General features: G+C 58.9%; 13 protein-coding genes and 2 tRNA genes. 14 read left to right on the top strand and 1 reads right to left on the bottom strand.

Annotated features, from left to right (window positions below):
* The first annotated feature begins 38 nt into the window (after positions 1 to 38).
* The 7 genes from GTP23_RS06445 (at position 39) to GTP23_RS06415 (ending at position 5533) form a co-directional block, all read left to right on the top strand.
* Positions 39 to 956, top strand: a complete 918-nt coding sequence (locus GTP23_RS06445) for an alpha/beta hydrolase (RefSeq protein WP_371866833.1) — start codon at positions 39 to 41, stop codon at positions 954 to 956.
* Positions 957 to 1086: 130 nt separating this feature from the next.
* The gene (locus GTP23_RS06440; protein WP_161034324.1) at positions 1087 to 1593 is read left to right on the top strand and encodes a DinB family protein; all 507 of its coding nucleotides are present in this window, start codon (positions 1087 to 1089) and stop codon (positions 1591 to 1593) included.
* Between the two features lie 234 nt (positions 1594 to 1827).
* Positions 1828 to 2385 carry a DUF4304 domain-containing protein gene (locus tag GTP23_RS06435; RefSeq protein WP_161034323.1) on the top strand — a complete coding sequence of 186 codons (558 nt, stop codon included), beginning with the start codon at positions 1828 to 1830 and terminating at the stop codon, positions 2383 to 2385.
* 106 nt (positions 2386 to 2491) lie between these two features.
* Positions 2492 to 2845 (top strand): hypothetical protein, encoded by a 354-nt coding sequence (locus GTP23_RS06430; RefSeq protein WP_371866832.1) that lies wholly within the window; start codon positions 2492 to 2494, stop codon positions 2843 to 2845.
* A gap of 707 nt (positions 2846 to 3552) precedes the next feature.
* Complete coding sequence (locus GTP23_RS06425; RefSeq protein ID WP_161034321.1) at positions 3553 to 4944, top strand: serine hydrolase domain-containing protein; 1392 nt, start codon at positions 3553 to 3555, stop codon at positions 4942 to 4944.
* Positions 4945 to 5116: 172 nt separating this feature from the next.
* Positions 5117 to 5201 (top strand) — tRNA-Leu (locus GTP23_RS06420).
* Positions 5202 to 5448: 247 nt separating this feature from the next.
* Positions 5449 to 5533, top strand: a tRNA-Leu gene (locus GTP23_RS06415).
* Positions 5534 to 5665: 132 nt separating this feature from the next.
* Here the strand turns inward: GTP23_RS06415 and GTP23_RS06410 are convergent.
* Complete coding sequence (locus GTP23_RS06410; protein WP_161034320.1) at positions 5666 to 6517, bottom strand: NmrA family NAD(P)-binding protein; 852 nt, start codon at positions 6515 to 6517, stop codon at positions 5666 to 5668.
* Positions 6518 to 6687: 170 nt separating this feature from the next.
* Here GTP23_RS06410 and GTP23_RS06405 point away from each other — a divergent pair, with 170 nt between their 5' ends.
* From GTP23_RS06405 to GTP23_RS06375, 7 genes are all read left to right on the top strand, one after another.
* Positions 6688 to 7107 carry a winged helix-turn-helix transcriptional regulator gene (locus GTP23_RS06405; protein WP_161034319.1) on the top strand — a complete coding sequence of 140 codons (420 nt, stop codon included), beginning with the start codon at positions 6688 to 6690 and terminating at the stop codon, positions 7105 to 7107.
* 68 nt (positions 7108 to 7175) lie between these two features.
* The gene (locus tag GTP23_RS06400; protein ID WP_161034318.1) at positions 7176 to 9290 is read left to right on the top strand and encodes an ATP-binding protein; all 2115 of its coding nucleotides are present in this window, start codon (positions 7176 to 7178) and stop codon (positions 9288 to 9290) included.
* Positions 9291 to 9381: 91 nt separating this feature from the next.
* Entirely contained in the window at positions 9382 to 10536 is a 1155-nt protein-coding gene (locus GTP23_RS06395; RefSeq protein ID WP_161034317.1) for a GGDEF domain-containing protein, read from the top strand.
* A gap of 3 nt (positions 10537 to 10539) precedes the next feature.
* Entirely contained in the window at positions 10540 to 10749 is a 210-nt protein-coding gene (locus GTP23_RS06390) for a hypothetical protein (RefSeq protein ID WP_161034316.1), read from the top strand.
* 94 nt (positions 10750 to 10843) lie between these two features.
* Positions 10844 to 11422, top strand: a complete 579-nt coding sequence (locus tag GTP23_RS06385; protein ID WP_161034315.1) for a phasin family protein — start codon at positions 10844 to 10846, stop codon at positions 11420 to 11422.
* Positions 11423 to 11550: 128 nt separating this feature from the next.
* Positions 11551 to 13191: a VRR-NUC domain-containing protein gene (locus tag GTP23_RS06380; RefSeq protein ID WP_161034314.1), complete on the top strand. Its 1641-nt coding sequence runs from the start codon at positions 11551 to 11553 to the stop codon at positions 13189 to 13191.
* Complete coding sequence (locus GTP23_RS06375; protein ID WP_229255938.1) at positions 13188 to 15470, top strand: ATP-dependent DNA helicase; 2283 nt, start codon at positions 13188 to 13190, stop codon at positions 15468 to 15470. Before GTP23_RS06380 ends, GTP23_RS06375 begins: the two co-directional genes overlap by 4 nt.
* The last annotated feature ends 11 nt before the right edge of the window (positions 15471 to 15481 follow it).

The following is a 15481-nucleotide window of genomic DNA, read 5'->3' as shown; positions in this document are numbered from 1 at the left end:
ACTATTGCGGACGTTCAACAAACACCCCCGGAGTACCTGTGACTATACGTATCTTCTTAGTTTTGACCATCTTCTTTATTGGTCTAGCCCAGACGCGAGCTGACAGCTGGCAGCCCACGCCAGGACAAGTACAGACTGCCATCTGGCCCGCCGCCATACCAGATGCTACCCCGGTCAAACAACCCGAATCAGTAATCGTCGCTGCAGGACACGGCGGGTGGATGCAGATCAATGACGTCAGCACGCCAACCATGACCGTGTATCCCCCGAAGGGGAAAAATACTGAATCTGCTGTCATAGTGTTTCCCGGTGGAGGGTTCCGAGTTTTGGCTATCGACCTTGAAGGGACAGAAATCTGTGACTGGCTGACATCCCGTGGCATTACCTGCGTCTTGCTCAAATACCGCGTTCCAGGAGGCAACGACTACTGGGATGAAAAATGTCAATGCAGGATCTATCCAAAGATACCGCGTGCGCTACAGGACGCACAACGAACCATAAAATTGGTGCGATCAAAGGCAAAAGAACTAGCGCTAAACCCGCAAAAGATAGGCGTCATAGGTTTCTCTGCAGGCGGCTATCTAGTTGCGCAGACCAGTAACATTTTTACTTCCGCCTACTCCCCCGTCGATGCGGTAGACAAGCTGAGTAGCCGCCCTGACTTTGCTATTGCACTTTATCCCGGTCACCTGTGTCGCGCGGGGGTATTTAATACAAGCATACGCGTGACAAAGGAAACGCCACCGACATTTTTGCTACAGGCATGGAACGACCCTGTTGATCCCATCTGCAACAGCACGTTGTATGCTCGGGAGCTCAATAAGGCAGGGGTAGCGGCCGAAGTCCATTTTTTTGCAAAGGGTGGACATGCTTTCGGTTTGCGGGAAACAGATCATCCGATAGCAGCCTGGCCGTCGCTGGTTGAAAGGTGGCTTAAGGAAATCGGAATCCTATAGGCTAGAGAAATGTCGATGTCGGCTTCGGACGAAATGCGTGCTCGTGACAGTTTGAGTTCTACACCTTGAGTCGCTATGCTGGCATCAGTATGAGGACCGCGTTGGGCCAGTAATGGAAGAATTTACGTCTATGCATACAACCTTAATCTTGAATCAACTCCAATACAAACAATGGGCGGACGGTCGCACTATTGCGGCGGTGGAACAGATAGATGCACATCGATTTCCGTCGGAACTTGCATTTGCTCGCCAACAATTGAACCATATGCTACGCGTAGAAGAGGTGTTTCGAGCTCGCTTACAAGGAACCGAGGAGCCCCATACTGAATCCAATTCAGAACTGCTCCCGACCACCGCCGAATTGAGCGAGCGGCTTTCGGAATCCAATCGCTGGCTGAAAATCTATTTCGGTGCAATGCCAGACGTAGCACTCAGAGAAAAGATGCACTTCAGTTTTCTCGACGGGAAGCGAGGAACGATGGCACGCGTCGAGGTCCTGTTTCATCTCATCAATCACGGCACATACCACCGAGGCGCGATAGGCCGTGCATTGGATATTGCCGGAGGGCTGCGCCCCGCCGACACATATACTGTCTATATCCACGCTGCGGAACCGCAGCGCAGAAATGAAAGCTGATGTGCATTGCATCGAATACTCATCACTCCTGAGTCGTTGACAGTTGAAAGCAAACCTCAGAGTTGATATAGAGCCAGAGACGTTCATCGGGCTGCCTGGGGAGGCGATCGGGGCTCGTGACAATTAGCGAGCTTTCTGCGCCGCAGAATTGCTATGCTGACGCCAGTGCTGTCGGCTACGTTCGGCCAGCAGCAGTCAGAGTCCGGGTAATCCCCTATCTCGTCAGGAGCAGAATTGAAAGACCTTTTAAAAGAGCTGGGCTCCTTCATCAGAACGCGTGGATTTAAAGGTTCGGGGCAAAATTTCAGAAAAATTGAAGACGACTATGTCTTCGTTATAAATATCCAAGGTAGCCGTCACGGGGATGTATTTTTCGTGAACCTTGGGGCACAACCTGCATTTGTCCCGGCAGAGGGAGATGTTGCTCTGCATACGATAAAGGAGCACGAGTGCATCATGAGGATGCGGGTGGGGAACGAATGGTCTTGGAGCTTATCAGGCGAATCGGTTTCTGATTTGACCTCGGCAATTGATGCGGCGCAGTCGGAATTCTTTGGGCAGGTGCGTATGTTGCGAACAGCAATTTCTGAGGATACCGTTGAACAGCTGCTTCAGAAATTCAGCACGGGAACCACGCATGCTCGAGCGGCATTACATTTGTCCAGAGCTGCATTGGCCCTAGGACGTCGTGACTCTGCGGCTGCACTAGTAGAGTATGGCCTAAGTATCGCCGGCGACCGCGCAGCTGGTTTGATACACGATTTGAGAGCAGTAAAAATTGCGCTTGCCTAGCTCGGAGCTACTGCTTAACGTCGGCCACTAGCTGACATAGTTCAGGTCTCGCAACTCACATAAGATATCGCCCACCACTTACATTGCTATTCTGGTTATGCCTCGATTGGAAATCACCGAAAAAGAGCTCATCGTGCATCTGGATAAGTGGGAACAGTTTTTTTCATTGATTCATAAAGTGAGAGTCCCGCTGGGACAGGTCGTCTCTGCAAGAGAAAATCAGGGACTGAAAAACTTAAAGCTTGGCTGGCGGCTTCCTGGAACCCACGTTCCGTTTGTAATTGCTGCCGGTACGTTCATCTCAAAAGGTGTCAGACAGTTCGTCTATCGGCGTCATGGCCATCAAACAGTTGTGATTGATTTGAAAGGCAATGAATGGGGGCGCCTGATAATCGGGGTGAATCACGCATCCCGGGATGTTTTGCGTATCAATACCGCGATCGCTACTTGCCCGAAATAGTGCAAACTTCACCGTACATAAAGGTTCAATGCAGAATTGAATCCATGGGCGACAGAGTCCCGCCAAGAGTTACCGTTCTACACGGTAGTTGTTTTCTATAGATAGGAGATACCTATGCGACATCTCATTACTGTCGGGTTTATTGTGGCAACACTTGTGTCTTACTACTTTGGCCTTAAATCGGGAGCCGGTTTCCTTTTCCTGGCTGGAGCGGTATTTGAGATCATATCGGCTAAACGCCTACGTAGCCGCTCAGCAAATTGATACTTGACCGGCAACGACCACAAGCAGCCAGACACCATATTGGACGGATTAAGGAAATGATTAGTCCCTTGATTGTTGAAGATGTGGTGGCTGAGCGTAATACATTCATTCCGGCTGACGAGGCCGATAATGTCGGACATCTTTACGAAACCCTTAATCAAAAGAAACAGACATGATCGCATTTAGAGATTTTCGCTCGAACACGCCGGGCAGCCCCCTATCTGATGGTATCGACAGGGCGATGGTCAGCGCAAACGAGTGGCTAAAAGAGACCGGAGTTCAACCACTAAACATTGAAACCTTAGTTGAAACTAGAGGCAGTCTATCGGTGGGTAGAGTTGAGCGCGGCCTTCGGATTTGGTACGTGATTGGCGCTGCACTCAAGCGCGATTAAATGGAAAATGGAGAAGCTTATGTTTCGAGTTTTGCTTGCCTGTCTTTTGATGGGTGGTAGCGCTGCCAATGCCGACAATATCGAGCGCGATCTCGATGCCATCGTACAAAGCTACGGTAAGGTCGGCATTTTCACCGGCACAGTGCTGGTAGCGCACGATGGTAAGCCCATATACGAAGCGGCCGTGGGCCTCGCCAACCGCGAGACCAGCGAACCAAACCGCAGCAACACGCGCTTTAATATAGGCTCCATCGGCAAGACCTTCACTGCAGTTTCCATCTTGCAGCTGGCCGAAGCGGGCAAGCTCAAACTCAGCGATCCGGTCTCGCGTTTCCTGCCCAATATCCCTTATGCGGAGAAGGACACGATCACCATCGCACACTTGCTGAACCACTCCGCCGGTACCGGCAACTACATGGCGCACAAGGACTACGCCGCGAGCATGGGCAAGCTGCGCACCATAGACGCGTTCCTCCCTCTGATTTACGACCAGCCTCCCAGCTTTGCGGCCGGCAGCCGTTTCCAGTATTCCAATTCAGGCTTGGTGCTGCTTGGCGCCGTGATCGAAGTGGTCAGCGGCCAGTCCTATCGCAACTACCTGCGCGACCATATCTTCAAGCCTGCCGGCATGACTGATAGTTCGCTCACCCTCGAAGACGAACCGCTGCCTAACCGCTCGATCGGCTACACCCGTCACGGCGATGGCAGCATAAGCTCCAACGTGAAGTCGGTACCTCCGCCGTCCTCCGATGGCGGCATGCGCACGACGACGCACGATATGCTGCGCTACGATCAGGCGCTCAAGCGGACGGTATTGTTATCCGAAGCGAGCAAGGCGATCATGTGGACCCCTGTGGGACCGGACAAGGACTATGCATTCGGCTGGAGGCGCCAGCGCGCTTTCGGCGACACCGTCATCGGCCATAGTGGCGGTGCACCCGGCATCAGTGCGGTGTTCCACCGCTACCAGAACAGCGGCTATACGGTCATCGTCCTTTCCAACACGAATATGGGAGCAGACGACGTTGCCGAAAAGATCGAGGCACGCCTGTACGGCAAACCGGTGCAACTGGCCGTGCAGGCCGATTCCGACATGATGCTAGCGCTCGATCTGGTAATGCGCGGCGACCTGCGCGGCGCTGCCAGGCTGTATGACCGCAATCCGGACCACGCACCGTCGGTGTACCAGGCTGCAAGGACCCGCATCGACGGCGGCTTTGAAATCACTGAGGCGATAGCACTGCTGGACCGTTACCTGCGCTTCGACACTGCGGTGCAGGTGGCGCCTCCCGCTGGCGCGTGGTGGCGCAAAGGCCTGGCCTACGAACAATTGGGCGACAAGGTTAAGGCACGCGCGAGCTATCTGCAGTCGCTGGCGCTTGATCCCGCGTTCGACAAGGCCAAGCAGGCGCTGACGAAGCTCGATACGCCAGCGACCTGAAGCAAACCACCCGAGGCCACATGCCCACCGCGTTGCCGCGGCGATAAATTCAGCGCAAGTGAAATAATTTCACAAAAGCATGGCATTCCCCTTGACGGGGTAGGAAGTCTTCTTTAATATGCAGGCCTCTGTTGCAGAACACGCAGCAGTAAGTAGCAAGTAGCAGTACAGTGCCCACGTGGCGGAATTGGTAGACGCGCATGGTTCAGGTCCATGTGCCGCGAGGTGTGGGGGTTCGAGTCCCTCCGTGGGCACCACAGAATTCCGCAAAAAAGCCTTCATGAGCGTAAGCGATTGGAGGCTTTTTTCATTTCCGCCCTCCTCGGCTGACGGACGACCGGAGTGCCATGCCCAGGCTGGGCAGCGCAAAAAGAGGCTGGATATCGAAATTTGAAATAATTTCACAAAAGCATGGCATTGCCCTTGACGGGATCGGAAGTCTTCTTTAATATGCAGGCCTCTGTTGCAGAACACGCAGCAGAAAGTTGTAAGTAGCAGTACAGTGCCCACGTGGCGGAATTGGTAGACGCGCATGGTTCAGGTCCATGTGCCGCGAGGTGTGGGGGTTCGAGTCCCTCCGTGGGCACCACAGAATTCCGCAAAAAGCCTTCTTCAGTACACAACGCGATCTTGAGCGCGTTATAACTGAAGGAGGCTTTTTTCATTTCCGGCACCCAGTTCTGGCGCCGCCCTGCTACACGGCGCCAGTCGGCGAGCTTACTTAGGCCAGCGCAGCGCGCACAGCCTGTTCCAGCGTCTGGGTCGGACGCCCCAGCAAGCGACCCAGCACCCCACTATTATCATCCAGCGCACCGTGGGCTGCGCGGGCATCCGAATCAGCCACCAGCTGCGCCAGTGCTGGCGGCAGGCCTACGTTCAGCAACAGGTCGAGATACGCCTGCTGCGGCATATTCGCATACGGTATCTGCTTACCCGTCTGGCGCGAGACTTCGGCCGCCAGTTCGGTCAGCGTGAACGACTGGTCGCCAGCCAGTTCGTAGATCGCCTGCGGCGCCGCTGCGCTGGCCAGTACGATAGCCGCCGCTTCGGCATAATCGGCACGGGCTGCTGCAGCGATACGGCCATCCGCTGCCGCGCCAGCCAGCGCACCATGGGCAATCGCCGCACCCAGGCTGCCCGTATAGTTTTCCACATACCAGCCATTGCGCAGCAGCGTGTAGGGCAGGCCGGAGGCCAGTATCGCTGCCTCGGTTTCGCGGTGTTCGGCAGCCAGGCCCAGCGTCGAGGTATCGGCATGCAGCACGCTGGTATAGGCCAGCAGGCCTACTTTGGCGCGCGCGGCCGCATCGATCACATTGCGGTGCTGGGCGACGCGCTGGCCCAGATCATTCGAAGAGATCAGCAGCACTTTGCTGGCACCGGCCAGCGCGCGGTCGAGCGAAGCCGGATCCGTGTAATCGGCCTGGCGCACTTGTACGCCCTGCGCTGCCAGATCGGCCACTTTGCTGACGTCACGCACGGCAGCCACAATCTGGGCAGCAGGTACGCGTTGCATCAATTGCTGGATCACCAGACGGCCCAGCTGGCCACTTGCTGCAGTAACGATAATCATGTTTTTTTCCTTTGAGTGAGTTCGCGGGGAACTTTCCGCGCGAGTGCAACCATCATAAATGCTATACTTACGAAATGTAAGTACGCACATTTTGGTTAGTACCCATGTGCCGTCTGCCACTCTGGCCGGTAAAATAGGGCTAGCACGTCACCTTTGTCACTGGATAGATCATGAACAGCTCCGGCAGTAGCCGCTCCCTGCGCAAGGCCATCGCCCGCCTGAATGACCAGCAACCAGCCCAGCTACTGGCCGCCGAATGCCCTTCGCGCGCCGTGCTGGGCCATATCACCAGCCGCTGGGGGGTGCTGGTACTGGTGGTACTGCTTGATGGCAGCCATCGTTTCAGCCAGCTGCGCCGCGCGATCGGCGGCGTCAGCGAGAAAATGCTGGCCCAGACGCTCGATGGGCTGGCCTATGACGGGCTGGTGCTGCGGGTCGCCCAGCAGGTGGTGCCGCCCCATGTCGAATACAGCCTGACGCCGCTGGGGCACGAGGCCGCCACCCGGCTGGAAGTGCTGGTAGACTGGATAGAAGACAATTTCCCCCTGATACGCGCTGCCCAAGCGGCGGCGGAACAACAAGCGGCTTGACCCCAATGCGCCATCCTGTGACACTGAATATGCGCCGGACTTCCGGTATCTAATCCTCGACTACTATCATGGCAGCGCTACTCCCCTCTAGCGAGCATCGCCGCATACTGATCGTCAGTGATCCTGTGTATGCTGTAGCTCCGCTGAACACCATGCTGGTACGGCACGGCATGTGGGCCGATAGCCGTGCAGCCGGCGATATCCAAGCCGCCGAAGGCGCGGCCGAATATACGGCCCTGCTCGTGTTCGACAGCACACTGGACGCCGCTCTCTGCGCGCCATGGCAGCAGGCCGGCATACTGCAGGTAGTCCACTGGGACCTGCAACTGGCGCCCGATCTGCTGGCCGAGAAAATCCTGCTGCACCTGCGCATACTCAGTCCCGCCCCGGCCCGCCCCGGCCTGCCGGATAAAGACACGCTGCAAATCAATTATCACCACATGCTGGCCCATTCGCCCGATCCCGTGCTGCTGCTGCACGCGGCCGATCTGGCCATCATCGACAGCAACCACCATGCGCGCCGCCTGTTCGGCCTGACGGAAGCAGAATTGCTGCAAACCCAGTTCGATGCGCTCTGCCCTCCTACCCAGCCCGATGGCATGGCCACGCTGGCGCAGCTGCAAAGCTGCCAGCAGCAGCACGCCAGCGCCACGCCACAGCGCTGCAAGCTCACCATGCTGGGCTGTCAGAATCAGCCGCTGGAATGCGACGTGGCACTGGTACCCGTCACAGTCGACGGCCATGCCCTGCTGCATACCCGCATCGTCGATATCAGCTCGGGAAGGCTGGCGGAAGAACTACGCGAAGGCAAGAACCAGCTGCTGGAAATGATCGCCAGCGGTGTCCCGCTCAGCACCACGCTGGACCGCCTGATGCTGCTGATCGAGTCGCAAGCGCCGCCGGTACTGTGCACCATCATGCTGGTCGGCGAGGATGGCGTGACCATGCAGGCGTTCTCGGCGCCCAGCATGCCGCCCGACTATATGGCCAGCATCGACGGACTGGTGGCCGGCCCGGGCGTGGGCTCCTGCGGCACAGCCATCTACCGCAAGCAGAACGTGGTGGTCAGCGACATCATGACCGACCCGCTGTGGGCGCCGTACAAGGAAATACCGGCCAGATTCGGCCTGCGCGCGTGCTGGGCCACGCCCATCATGGCCAATCCCACCACCGTGCTGGGTAGCTTCGCCATGTATTACCGCGAGCCACGTAGTCCCACCGAGAGCGATCAGCAACTGATCGCCGCAGCCACCCAGATCGCCCGCATTGCCGTCAACAGCACGCGGCGCGAAGCGGAACTGCAGCGCCACCGTGAGCATCTGGAAGTGCTGGTGCAGGAACGCACGGCACAGTTACAGCAGGCCAAGGAAGAAGCCGAGCACGCCAACGAAGAACTGACTGTGGCGCTGGAAAACCTCAGCATGACGCAGGAAGAACTGGTCCGGCGTGACAAGCTGGCGGCACTGGGCGCGCTGGTAGCGGGTGTCGCCCATGAACTGAATACCCCGATCGGCAATTGTCTGATCATGGCAAGTAGCATGAGCGAGCGTACGGCCAGCTTGCGGGCCGAACTGGTCAACGGCCTGCGCCGTTCCACGCTGGACACCTATCTGCAGCAGGCCAGCGATGCCGATGCCGTGGTACTGCGCAATCTGAATCGCGCAGCCCAGCTGGTGGCCAGCTTCAAGCGCATCGCCGTCGACAGCGACAACGCCCAGCGCGAGCGCTATCTGCTGGCCGATGTGCTCAAGCTGATGCGGCCCGCGATCGAAACAAAACTCAGACAGCACGGCATCGAGTTACAGGAAGATGTAGCTGCGGGGCTGGTACTGGACGGCTACCCGGGGCCGCTGGGGCAGGCACTGGAAAACCTGATCGACAACTGCGTGGTCCATGCGTTCAAAGGGCGCAGCCATGGCACCATACGTTTCAGCGCACAGCGCGGCAGCCATGAAGAAATCATCCTGACGATAGAAGATGACGGCATGGGCATACCGGAAGCCAGCCTGTCGCGCATCTATGACCCCTTCTTCACCACCCAGCTGGGCGCCGGTGGCTCAGGGCTGGGTCTGTACCGCACGCACAACATTATTACCGGCTTGCTGGGCGGACGCATAGACGTGCAGAGCAGCCCGCAAGGCACGCGTTTCACCATACACCTGCCGCTGGTCGCCCCCAACTGAGCAAATTTATTCTTATCTGCAAGGAAGTTGCAGTCGTATAATTAGTTCAGGTAGTTAAGCTTGGTGCAACCAGACCGGAGAACCATACGCTGTGTCCTTACCTGACTCGAAAAAAAAGCCGGCTCTTGCAGCCTGGCGCTGCGAATTCCAGTCCAGCGCCGACGAACAAGCTTTCCTGCACCACCATCTGGTGACCACCCGCGTTCAATTGCGCTTCACTCTGGTAATTTGCTCGCTGGTCTTCCTGGGCTTCAATATCACCGATATCCTCTGGCTAGGCTACTCCAGCCAGACCGCCATACTGGCCGGCGTGCGGCTGGTCGTGGCTCTTGCCGCCATAGGCGGCATTCTACTGCTGCGGCGCTGGCCCGATTCCATCGCTACTACCCGGCTGGTGGCCAGCATGGCCGAACTGATCAGCGGCGGCGGCTTCCTGCTGGTCACGGCCCTGCGTTCCGGCGAATTTACCCTGCACGCCATTTCGATGGCCATCGTGATCATTGTGTTCTACATCTATATTCCCAACCGCCTGTTGTATTCGGCAGCGATGGCTGCCAGCTGTACATTGAGCTTCGTGATGCTGGCGGCAGGCATGGGCCATCTGCGGCCGGTCGAGCTGGGCACAATCGCCACCATGCTGGCGCTGACCAATATGTTCGGCTATGTCGCGGCCCAGCGTTACCAGCTGTTGCTGCGGCATGAATACACGGCGCAGAAAGTGCTCAAGAACCTGTCCATCCGTGATCCGCTGACAGGCTGCTACAATCGGCGCTATCTGCACCAGCAATTACTGGAAACGGAAATCTCGCGGGCCCAGCGCTACCAGCTGAGCCTGGCTGTCATCATGTGCGATCTGGACCACTTCAAGCTCGTCAACGACCGCTACGGCCACCATGGTGGCGATGCGGTCTTGCAACACTTTGCCAGTCTGATGCAGGCCCTCACGCGCGAAGGCGTCGACAGCGTGGTGCGCTACGGCGGCGAAGAATTTCTGCTGATTCTGCCGGAAACCGATCTGGCCGGCGGCGAGCTGCTGGCACAGCGCCTGCGGCTAGCCCTGAGCGCCCAGCCCATTGTGTATCAGGATCAGCAGATCAGCGCCACGGCCAGCTTTGGCGTGGCCAGCATCAACTTTGGCCGCAGCAGCACTAGCGCCCATATGAATATGATTACGGTAGCGGACGACATGCTGTACGCTGCCAAAAACAGCGGCCGCAACCGTGTGTGCAGCCGTCAGCTAGGATAAATCATGCGCCATATCAAACCCTTGTCGACACTTTGCCTGCTCTGGCTGCTACTGGCCGCCAGCGTGCAGGCCGGCCCTGCCCCATGGTATCTGTGGCGCAGCAAGATAGACGGCCAGCTGGCCTGCTCGCAGACACCGCTGGGCCCCGGCTGGGTGCAGGATGCGGGGCCGTTTAAAGATAGCCGTTGCGAAAAGCTCCTGCTTGCTAAATAATGGTTTGCCCGTATGCGGTAGCAAACAATCCGTAGCAAAGTATCAAGCCACACAGAACAAGTCACACTGCATCCCAACTATTCGAGGAGACTGTATGTTCACCAACCCAGAGCAATTTGCGAACGCCACCAAAGCCTTGTTTGAATTCCAGCTGGAGACCTTTAACACCCTCACCAGCAAAGCCGTACAGGGGGTAGAACAGGTCGTTGCGCTCAATCTGGCCACGGCCAAAGCGCAGATGGAAGAACAGCTGGCGACCAGCAAAGAGCTCAGCCAGAGCAGCGATCCGAAAGCCGCCATGTCGCTGGCTGCGGCCAAGGTACAGCCGGGTATGGCCGGTGCTGCTGCCTACAACGAACAGCTGGGCGCCATCATTGCCGAGATCCGCGAAGAATTCAGCCGTGCAGCCGACGCCCACATGACGGAAGCCAAAAGCACGCTGAGCGCCCTGATCTACGACGTTACCAAGAACGTGCGTCCCGGTTCGGAAAACGCCGTGCAGATCGTCAAGACCGCGATCGACAACGCGTTTGCCGGCTACGAGCAGGTCACCAAAGCCACCAAGCAGGCCGTCGCTTCGGTCGAAGAGCAGATCGCCAAAGCCAGCGCCATGGTCGAGCAGAACACGGCCAAGCCAGCCAAGCCTGCGCGCAGCCGCAAAGCAGCCAAATAAGGCCAGTCCTTGCAGTGCGGCCGCGTCTGACGCGGTCGCCTGCCACTCTCCACGCGCAACAGGTTTGCCCGATACGAGCGGAAGCGGTACACTGTATATAAAAACAGTTATCGCTTTTAGCGCCCGTCATGAACCGCGTGCTCGACAACCCCCTGTATTACCTCGACAACTTCGAACTGGTGCTGCGCTGGATAGGCGAGCGCTACGACGATCTGCTGGCGCAGGACGAAAGGGAGTTTCTCGCCACCTACCACAGCCTGCCGCAGCCTTCGCGGGCCCTGCTGGTGCGCATGGTGATGCGCAAAGGCACGCTGTTCCGCGCCTCCAAACTGGTGTATGACGAAATCGGCGACACCGGGCAGGCCGCACTGCCACTGGTGCAACGGGGGCTGGTGGCCGCCGATCCCCTGCTGTCGCTGGAAGAGCTGTTCGAACTGCTGCAGAAGCCCGAAATCACCGAAGTATTCCAGCTCACGCCGGCCCTGCGCCAGCTGCGCAAGGCCGACCAGCTGGCGGCCCTGCAGCCGCAGTTCGATAGCCCGCAACACTATACGGACTGGTGCGGCGCCAGCAGCGATCCCTGCTACCGCAACCTGATCCAGCCCCTGTGCGACCGCCTGCGCCTTATCTTTTTCGGCAATTTCTATCAGGACTGGACCGAGTTCGTGCTGTCCGATCTGGGCATCTACCAGTATGAAAAAGTGGACTTCTCGCCGGCAGCGCGGGGCTTCCGCAACCGCCGCGACATCGACGATTTCCTCGCCCTGCATCACTGCTACGAACGCTTCAATGCCGGCGCGGACTACAGCGAAGTAATCGCCGACCTGCCGCCCTGCGCCGAGGACAACGAGTGGCTGCGCAGCCGGCGCCACAAATTCCTGTTCCAGATCGCCCAGCATCTGGAAAAGCAGCAGGACTGGCCCGCCGCCTACCTGCTATACGCCGACAGCCTGTATCCGGGCGCCCGCGCGCGCGCCATCCGTGTGCTGGAAAAAGATGGCCGCAGCGGCCCCGCCTATGCCTTGCTGCAGCAAGCCATGCAGGCACCGGAAAGCGCGGCCGAACGCCAGCAGCTGCTACGCATGGCGCCACGGCTGGCGCGTGCCGTAGGCCAGCCCAAACCGGCCCGCGTGGAGCAGGCCCAGCCGCAGCGCATCGATCTGCAGCTGCCGCCACCATCCATCGCCACCTATGTGGAACTGGTGGTACGCGAACACCTGCATCAGGACGCAGCGCCCGTGTACTACGTGGAAAATGCCCTGATCAATTCGCTCTTCGGCCTGCTGTGCTGGGACGCCATCTTCAGCCCTATCCCGGGCGCCTTCTTCCACCCCTACCACCGCGCACCGGCCGATCTGCACAGCGCCGATTTCCGCCAGCGCCGCAGCAGCCAGTTCGATGCCGCGCTAGGGCAGCTCGAAGATGGCCGCTACCGCGCCACCATACTGGCCAACTACAGTGCCAAGGCCGGCATCCAGTCGCCCTTCGTCTACTGGGAAACGCTGGAAGAAGAACTGCTGCAACTGGCACTGGACTGCATACCGCCATTGCACCTGCGGCGCGCTTTCGAACGCATCCTCGACGACGTTAAAGCCAACCGCAGCGGCTTCCCCGACCTGATCCAGTTCTGGCCCGAACAGCAGCGCTACACCATGATAGAAGTGAAAGGCCCGGGCGACCGGCTGCAGGACAACCAGCTGCGCTGGATCGAATACTGTGCCGAACACGCGATGCCCGTCGCCGTGTGCTATCTGCAATGGACGCAATGAAGCGCTATACCATCGCCGTGCGTGCGCTATGCGAGTTCACGGCCAAAACCGGCGACCTCGATCTGCGCTTTACGCCCTCGCCCACGGCGCAGGAAGGCATCGCCGGACATGCCACCGTTACGGCACGGCGCGGCAGCAACTACCAGCGCGAACTGGCGCTGGCCGGCGACTATGGCCCGCTGCATGTGCGCGGCCGCGCCGATGGCTACGACGGCGCAGCGCAGCGGCTGGAAGAAATCAAGACCTATCGCGGCGATCTCGCGCGCATGCCCGACAACCAGCGCCAGCTACACTGGGCTCAGGCCAAAGTATATGGCCATCTGCTGTGTGCGAGTCAGGCTCTGACCCAGATCACACTGGCACTGGTGTATTTTGATGTCGGCAGCCAGAAGGAGACCATGCTGCAGCAGGAGTACAGCGCAGCAGAGCTCAAGAACTATTTCGAACTGCAGTGCGAACGGTTCCTGCAATGGGCCGCACAGGAATTGGCTCACCGCAGCGCCCGCGATGCCCAGCTCGAGCAACTGGCCTTTCCCTATGCGGGCTTCCGTCCCGGCCAGCGCGAACTGGCGGCCGCCATGTACACCGCCAGCAAACGCGGCGTATGTCTGCTCGCACAAGCCCCCACCGGCATCGGCAAATCCGTCGGCAGCCTGTTCCCCATGCTCAAGGCCGCCGCCCAGCAGCAGACCGACAAAGTATTCTTCCTGGCTGCCAAAACGCCGGGGCGCCAGCTCGCGCTCGATGCCGTTCAGGTGATCCGCGCCAGCGCCGCGCTGCTGCCGCTACGCACACTGGAACTGGTGGCGCGCGACAACGCCTGCGTCCATCCCGAACTGGCCTGCCACGGCGAATCCTGCCCGCTGGCGCGCGGCTTCTATGATCGCCTGCCGGCCGCCCGTCAGGCCGCGCTCGACGTCTGCCTGCCCGCGCAGCAGCAGCGCATACTCGACCGCCAGACGCTGCAAGACATCGCGCTGGCACATCAGATCTGCCCCTACTATCTGGGCAGCGAGCTGGCGCGCTGGTGTGACGTCATCGTGGGCGACTACAACTACTATTTCGATCAGAGCGCCATGCTGCACGGCCTGACAGTGATGAATGACTGGAAGGTCAGCGTGCTGGTGGACGAAGCCCACAACATGGTGTCGCGCGCGCGCAAGATGTATAGCGCCGACATGAGCCACAGCAGCTTGCGCCTGCTGCGCAAGATCGCGCCGGAAGCTTTGAAGAAGCCGCTGGACCGTGTGCAGCGCCAGTGGAATCAACTGGTCAAGGAACAGCAGGCCGACTATCAGGCCTATGCCGAGCTACCGGAAAAATGGCTGGGCGCGCTGCAGACGGCAGCCAGCGCCATCAGCGATTACCAGAACGAACACCCGACTTATAACGAGCCGCTGCTGCAGGAATTCTATTTCAACGCCCTGCAATTTACCCGGCTGGCAGAAAGCTTTGGCCCCCATGCTTTGTTCGATATCGAAAAGCGCGCCGGCCGTAGCAGCACGCACAGCGACAGCACGCTGTGCATCCGCAATATTGTGCCGGCCCCGTATCTGGCGCCGCGCTTCCAGCTCAGCCACTGCAGCGCCCTGTTCTCGGCCACGCTCAGCCCGTGGAACTACTTTCACGATCTGCTCGGCATGCCCGACAATACGGCATGGGTGGATGTGGAATCGCCGTTCGTGGCCGAGCAGTTAAGCGTCAAAGTGGCTGCCCACATCTCCACCCGCTACCAGCAGCGCCAGCAGTCGCTGCTGCCTATCGCCCATCTGATGGGACAGCAGTACGCTGCGCAGCGCGGCAACTATCTGGCTTTCTTCAGCAGTTTCGACTACATGGAAAAAGCCGCGCAAACTCTGGCCCAACACTACCCCGATATCCCGCAGTGGTCGCAGACGCGCCGCATGGACGAAGCGGCACGCGTCGACTTCCTCGCCCGCTACACGCCGGATAGCTGCGGCATAGGCTTCGCCGTACTCGGTGGCGCTTTCGGCGAAGGGGTAGACCTGCCCGGCGCCCGTCTGATCGGTGCGTTCGTCGCCACGCTGGGCCTGCCGCAAGTCAATCCCGTCAACGAGCAGATACGCCAGCGCATGGACAGTCTGTTTGGCGCAGGCTATGACTACACCTACACCTATCCCGGCATGCAGAAAGTGGTACAGGCCGCGGGCCGCGTCATCCGCACCCAGACCGACCGCGGTACCGTCTACCTGATCGATGACCGTTTCGACCGCCCTGAACTACGCGCGCTGCTGCCCGCGTGGTGGCACGTCGCATAGCTCGCGTAGCG

The sequence above is a fragment of the Duganella fentianensis genome, from assembly GCF_009857835.1.
Taxonomy (GTDB): domain Bacteria; phylum Pseudomonadota; class Gammaproteobacteria; order Burkholderiales; family Burkholderiaceae_D; genus Rugamonas; species Rugamonas fentianensis.
Note: the sequence above shows the minus strand (reverse complement) of the source record. Positions and strands in the feature narration are given on the sequence as shown.

Excerpts from the sequence above, each read along its gene's own strand:
- GTP23_RS06440 (WP_161034324.1), top strand. The coding sequence starts at position 1,087 with ATGCATACAACCTTAATCTTGAATCAACTCCAATACAAACAATGGGCG.
- GTP23_RS06425 (WP_161034321.1), top strand. The coding sequence starts at position 3,553 with ATGGGTGGTAGCGCTGCCAATGCCGACAATATCGAGCGCGATCTCGAT.
- GTP23_RS06380 (WP_161034314.1), top strand. The coding sequence starts at position 11,551 with ATGAACCGCGTGCTCGACAACCCCCTGTATTACCTCGACAACTTCGAA.
- GTP23_RS06390 (WP_161034316.1), top strand. The coding sequence starts at position 10,540 with ATGCGCCATATCAAACCCTTGTCGACACTTTGCCTGCTCTGGCTGCTA.
- GTP23_RS06385 (WP_161034315.1), top strand. The coding sequence starts at position 10,844 with ATGTTCACCAACCCAGAGCAATTTGCGAACGCCACCAAAGCCTTGTTT.
- GTP23_RS06405 (WP_161034319.1), top strand. The coding sequence starts at position 6,688 with ATGAACAGCTCCGGCAGTAGCCGCTCCCTGCGCAAGGCCATCGCCCGC.
- GTP23_RS06375 (WP_229255938.1), top strand. The coding sequence starts at position 13,188 with ATGAAGCGCTATACCATCGCCGTGCGTGCGCTATGCGAGTTCACGGCC.
- GTP23_RS06400 (WP_161034318.1), top strand. The coding sequence starts at position 7,176 with ATGGCAGCGCTACTCCCCTCTAGCGAGCATCGCCGCATACTGATCGTC.
- GTP23_RS06410 (WP_161034320.1), bottom strand. The coding sequence starts at position 6,517 with ATGATTATCGTTACTGCAGCAAGTGGCCAGCTGGGCCGTCTGGTGATC.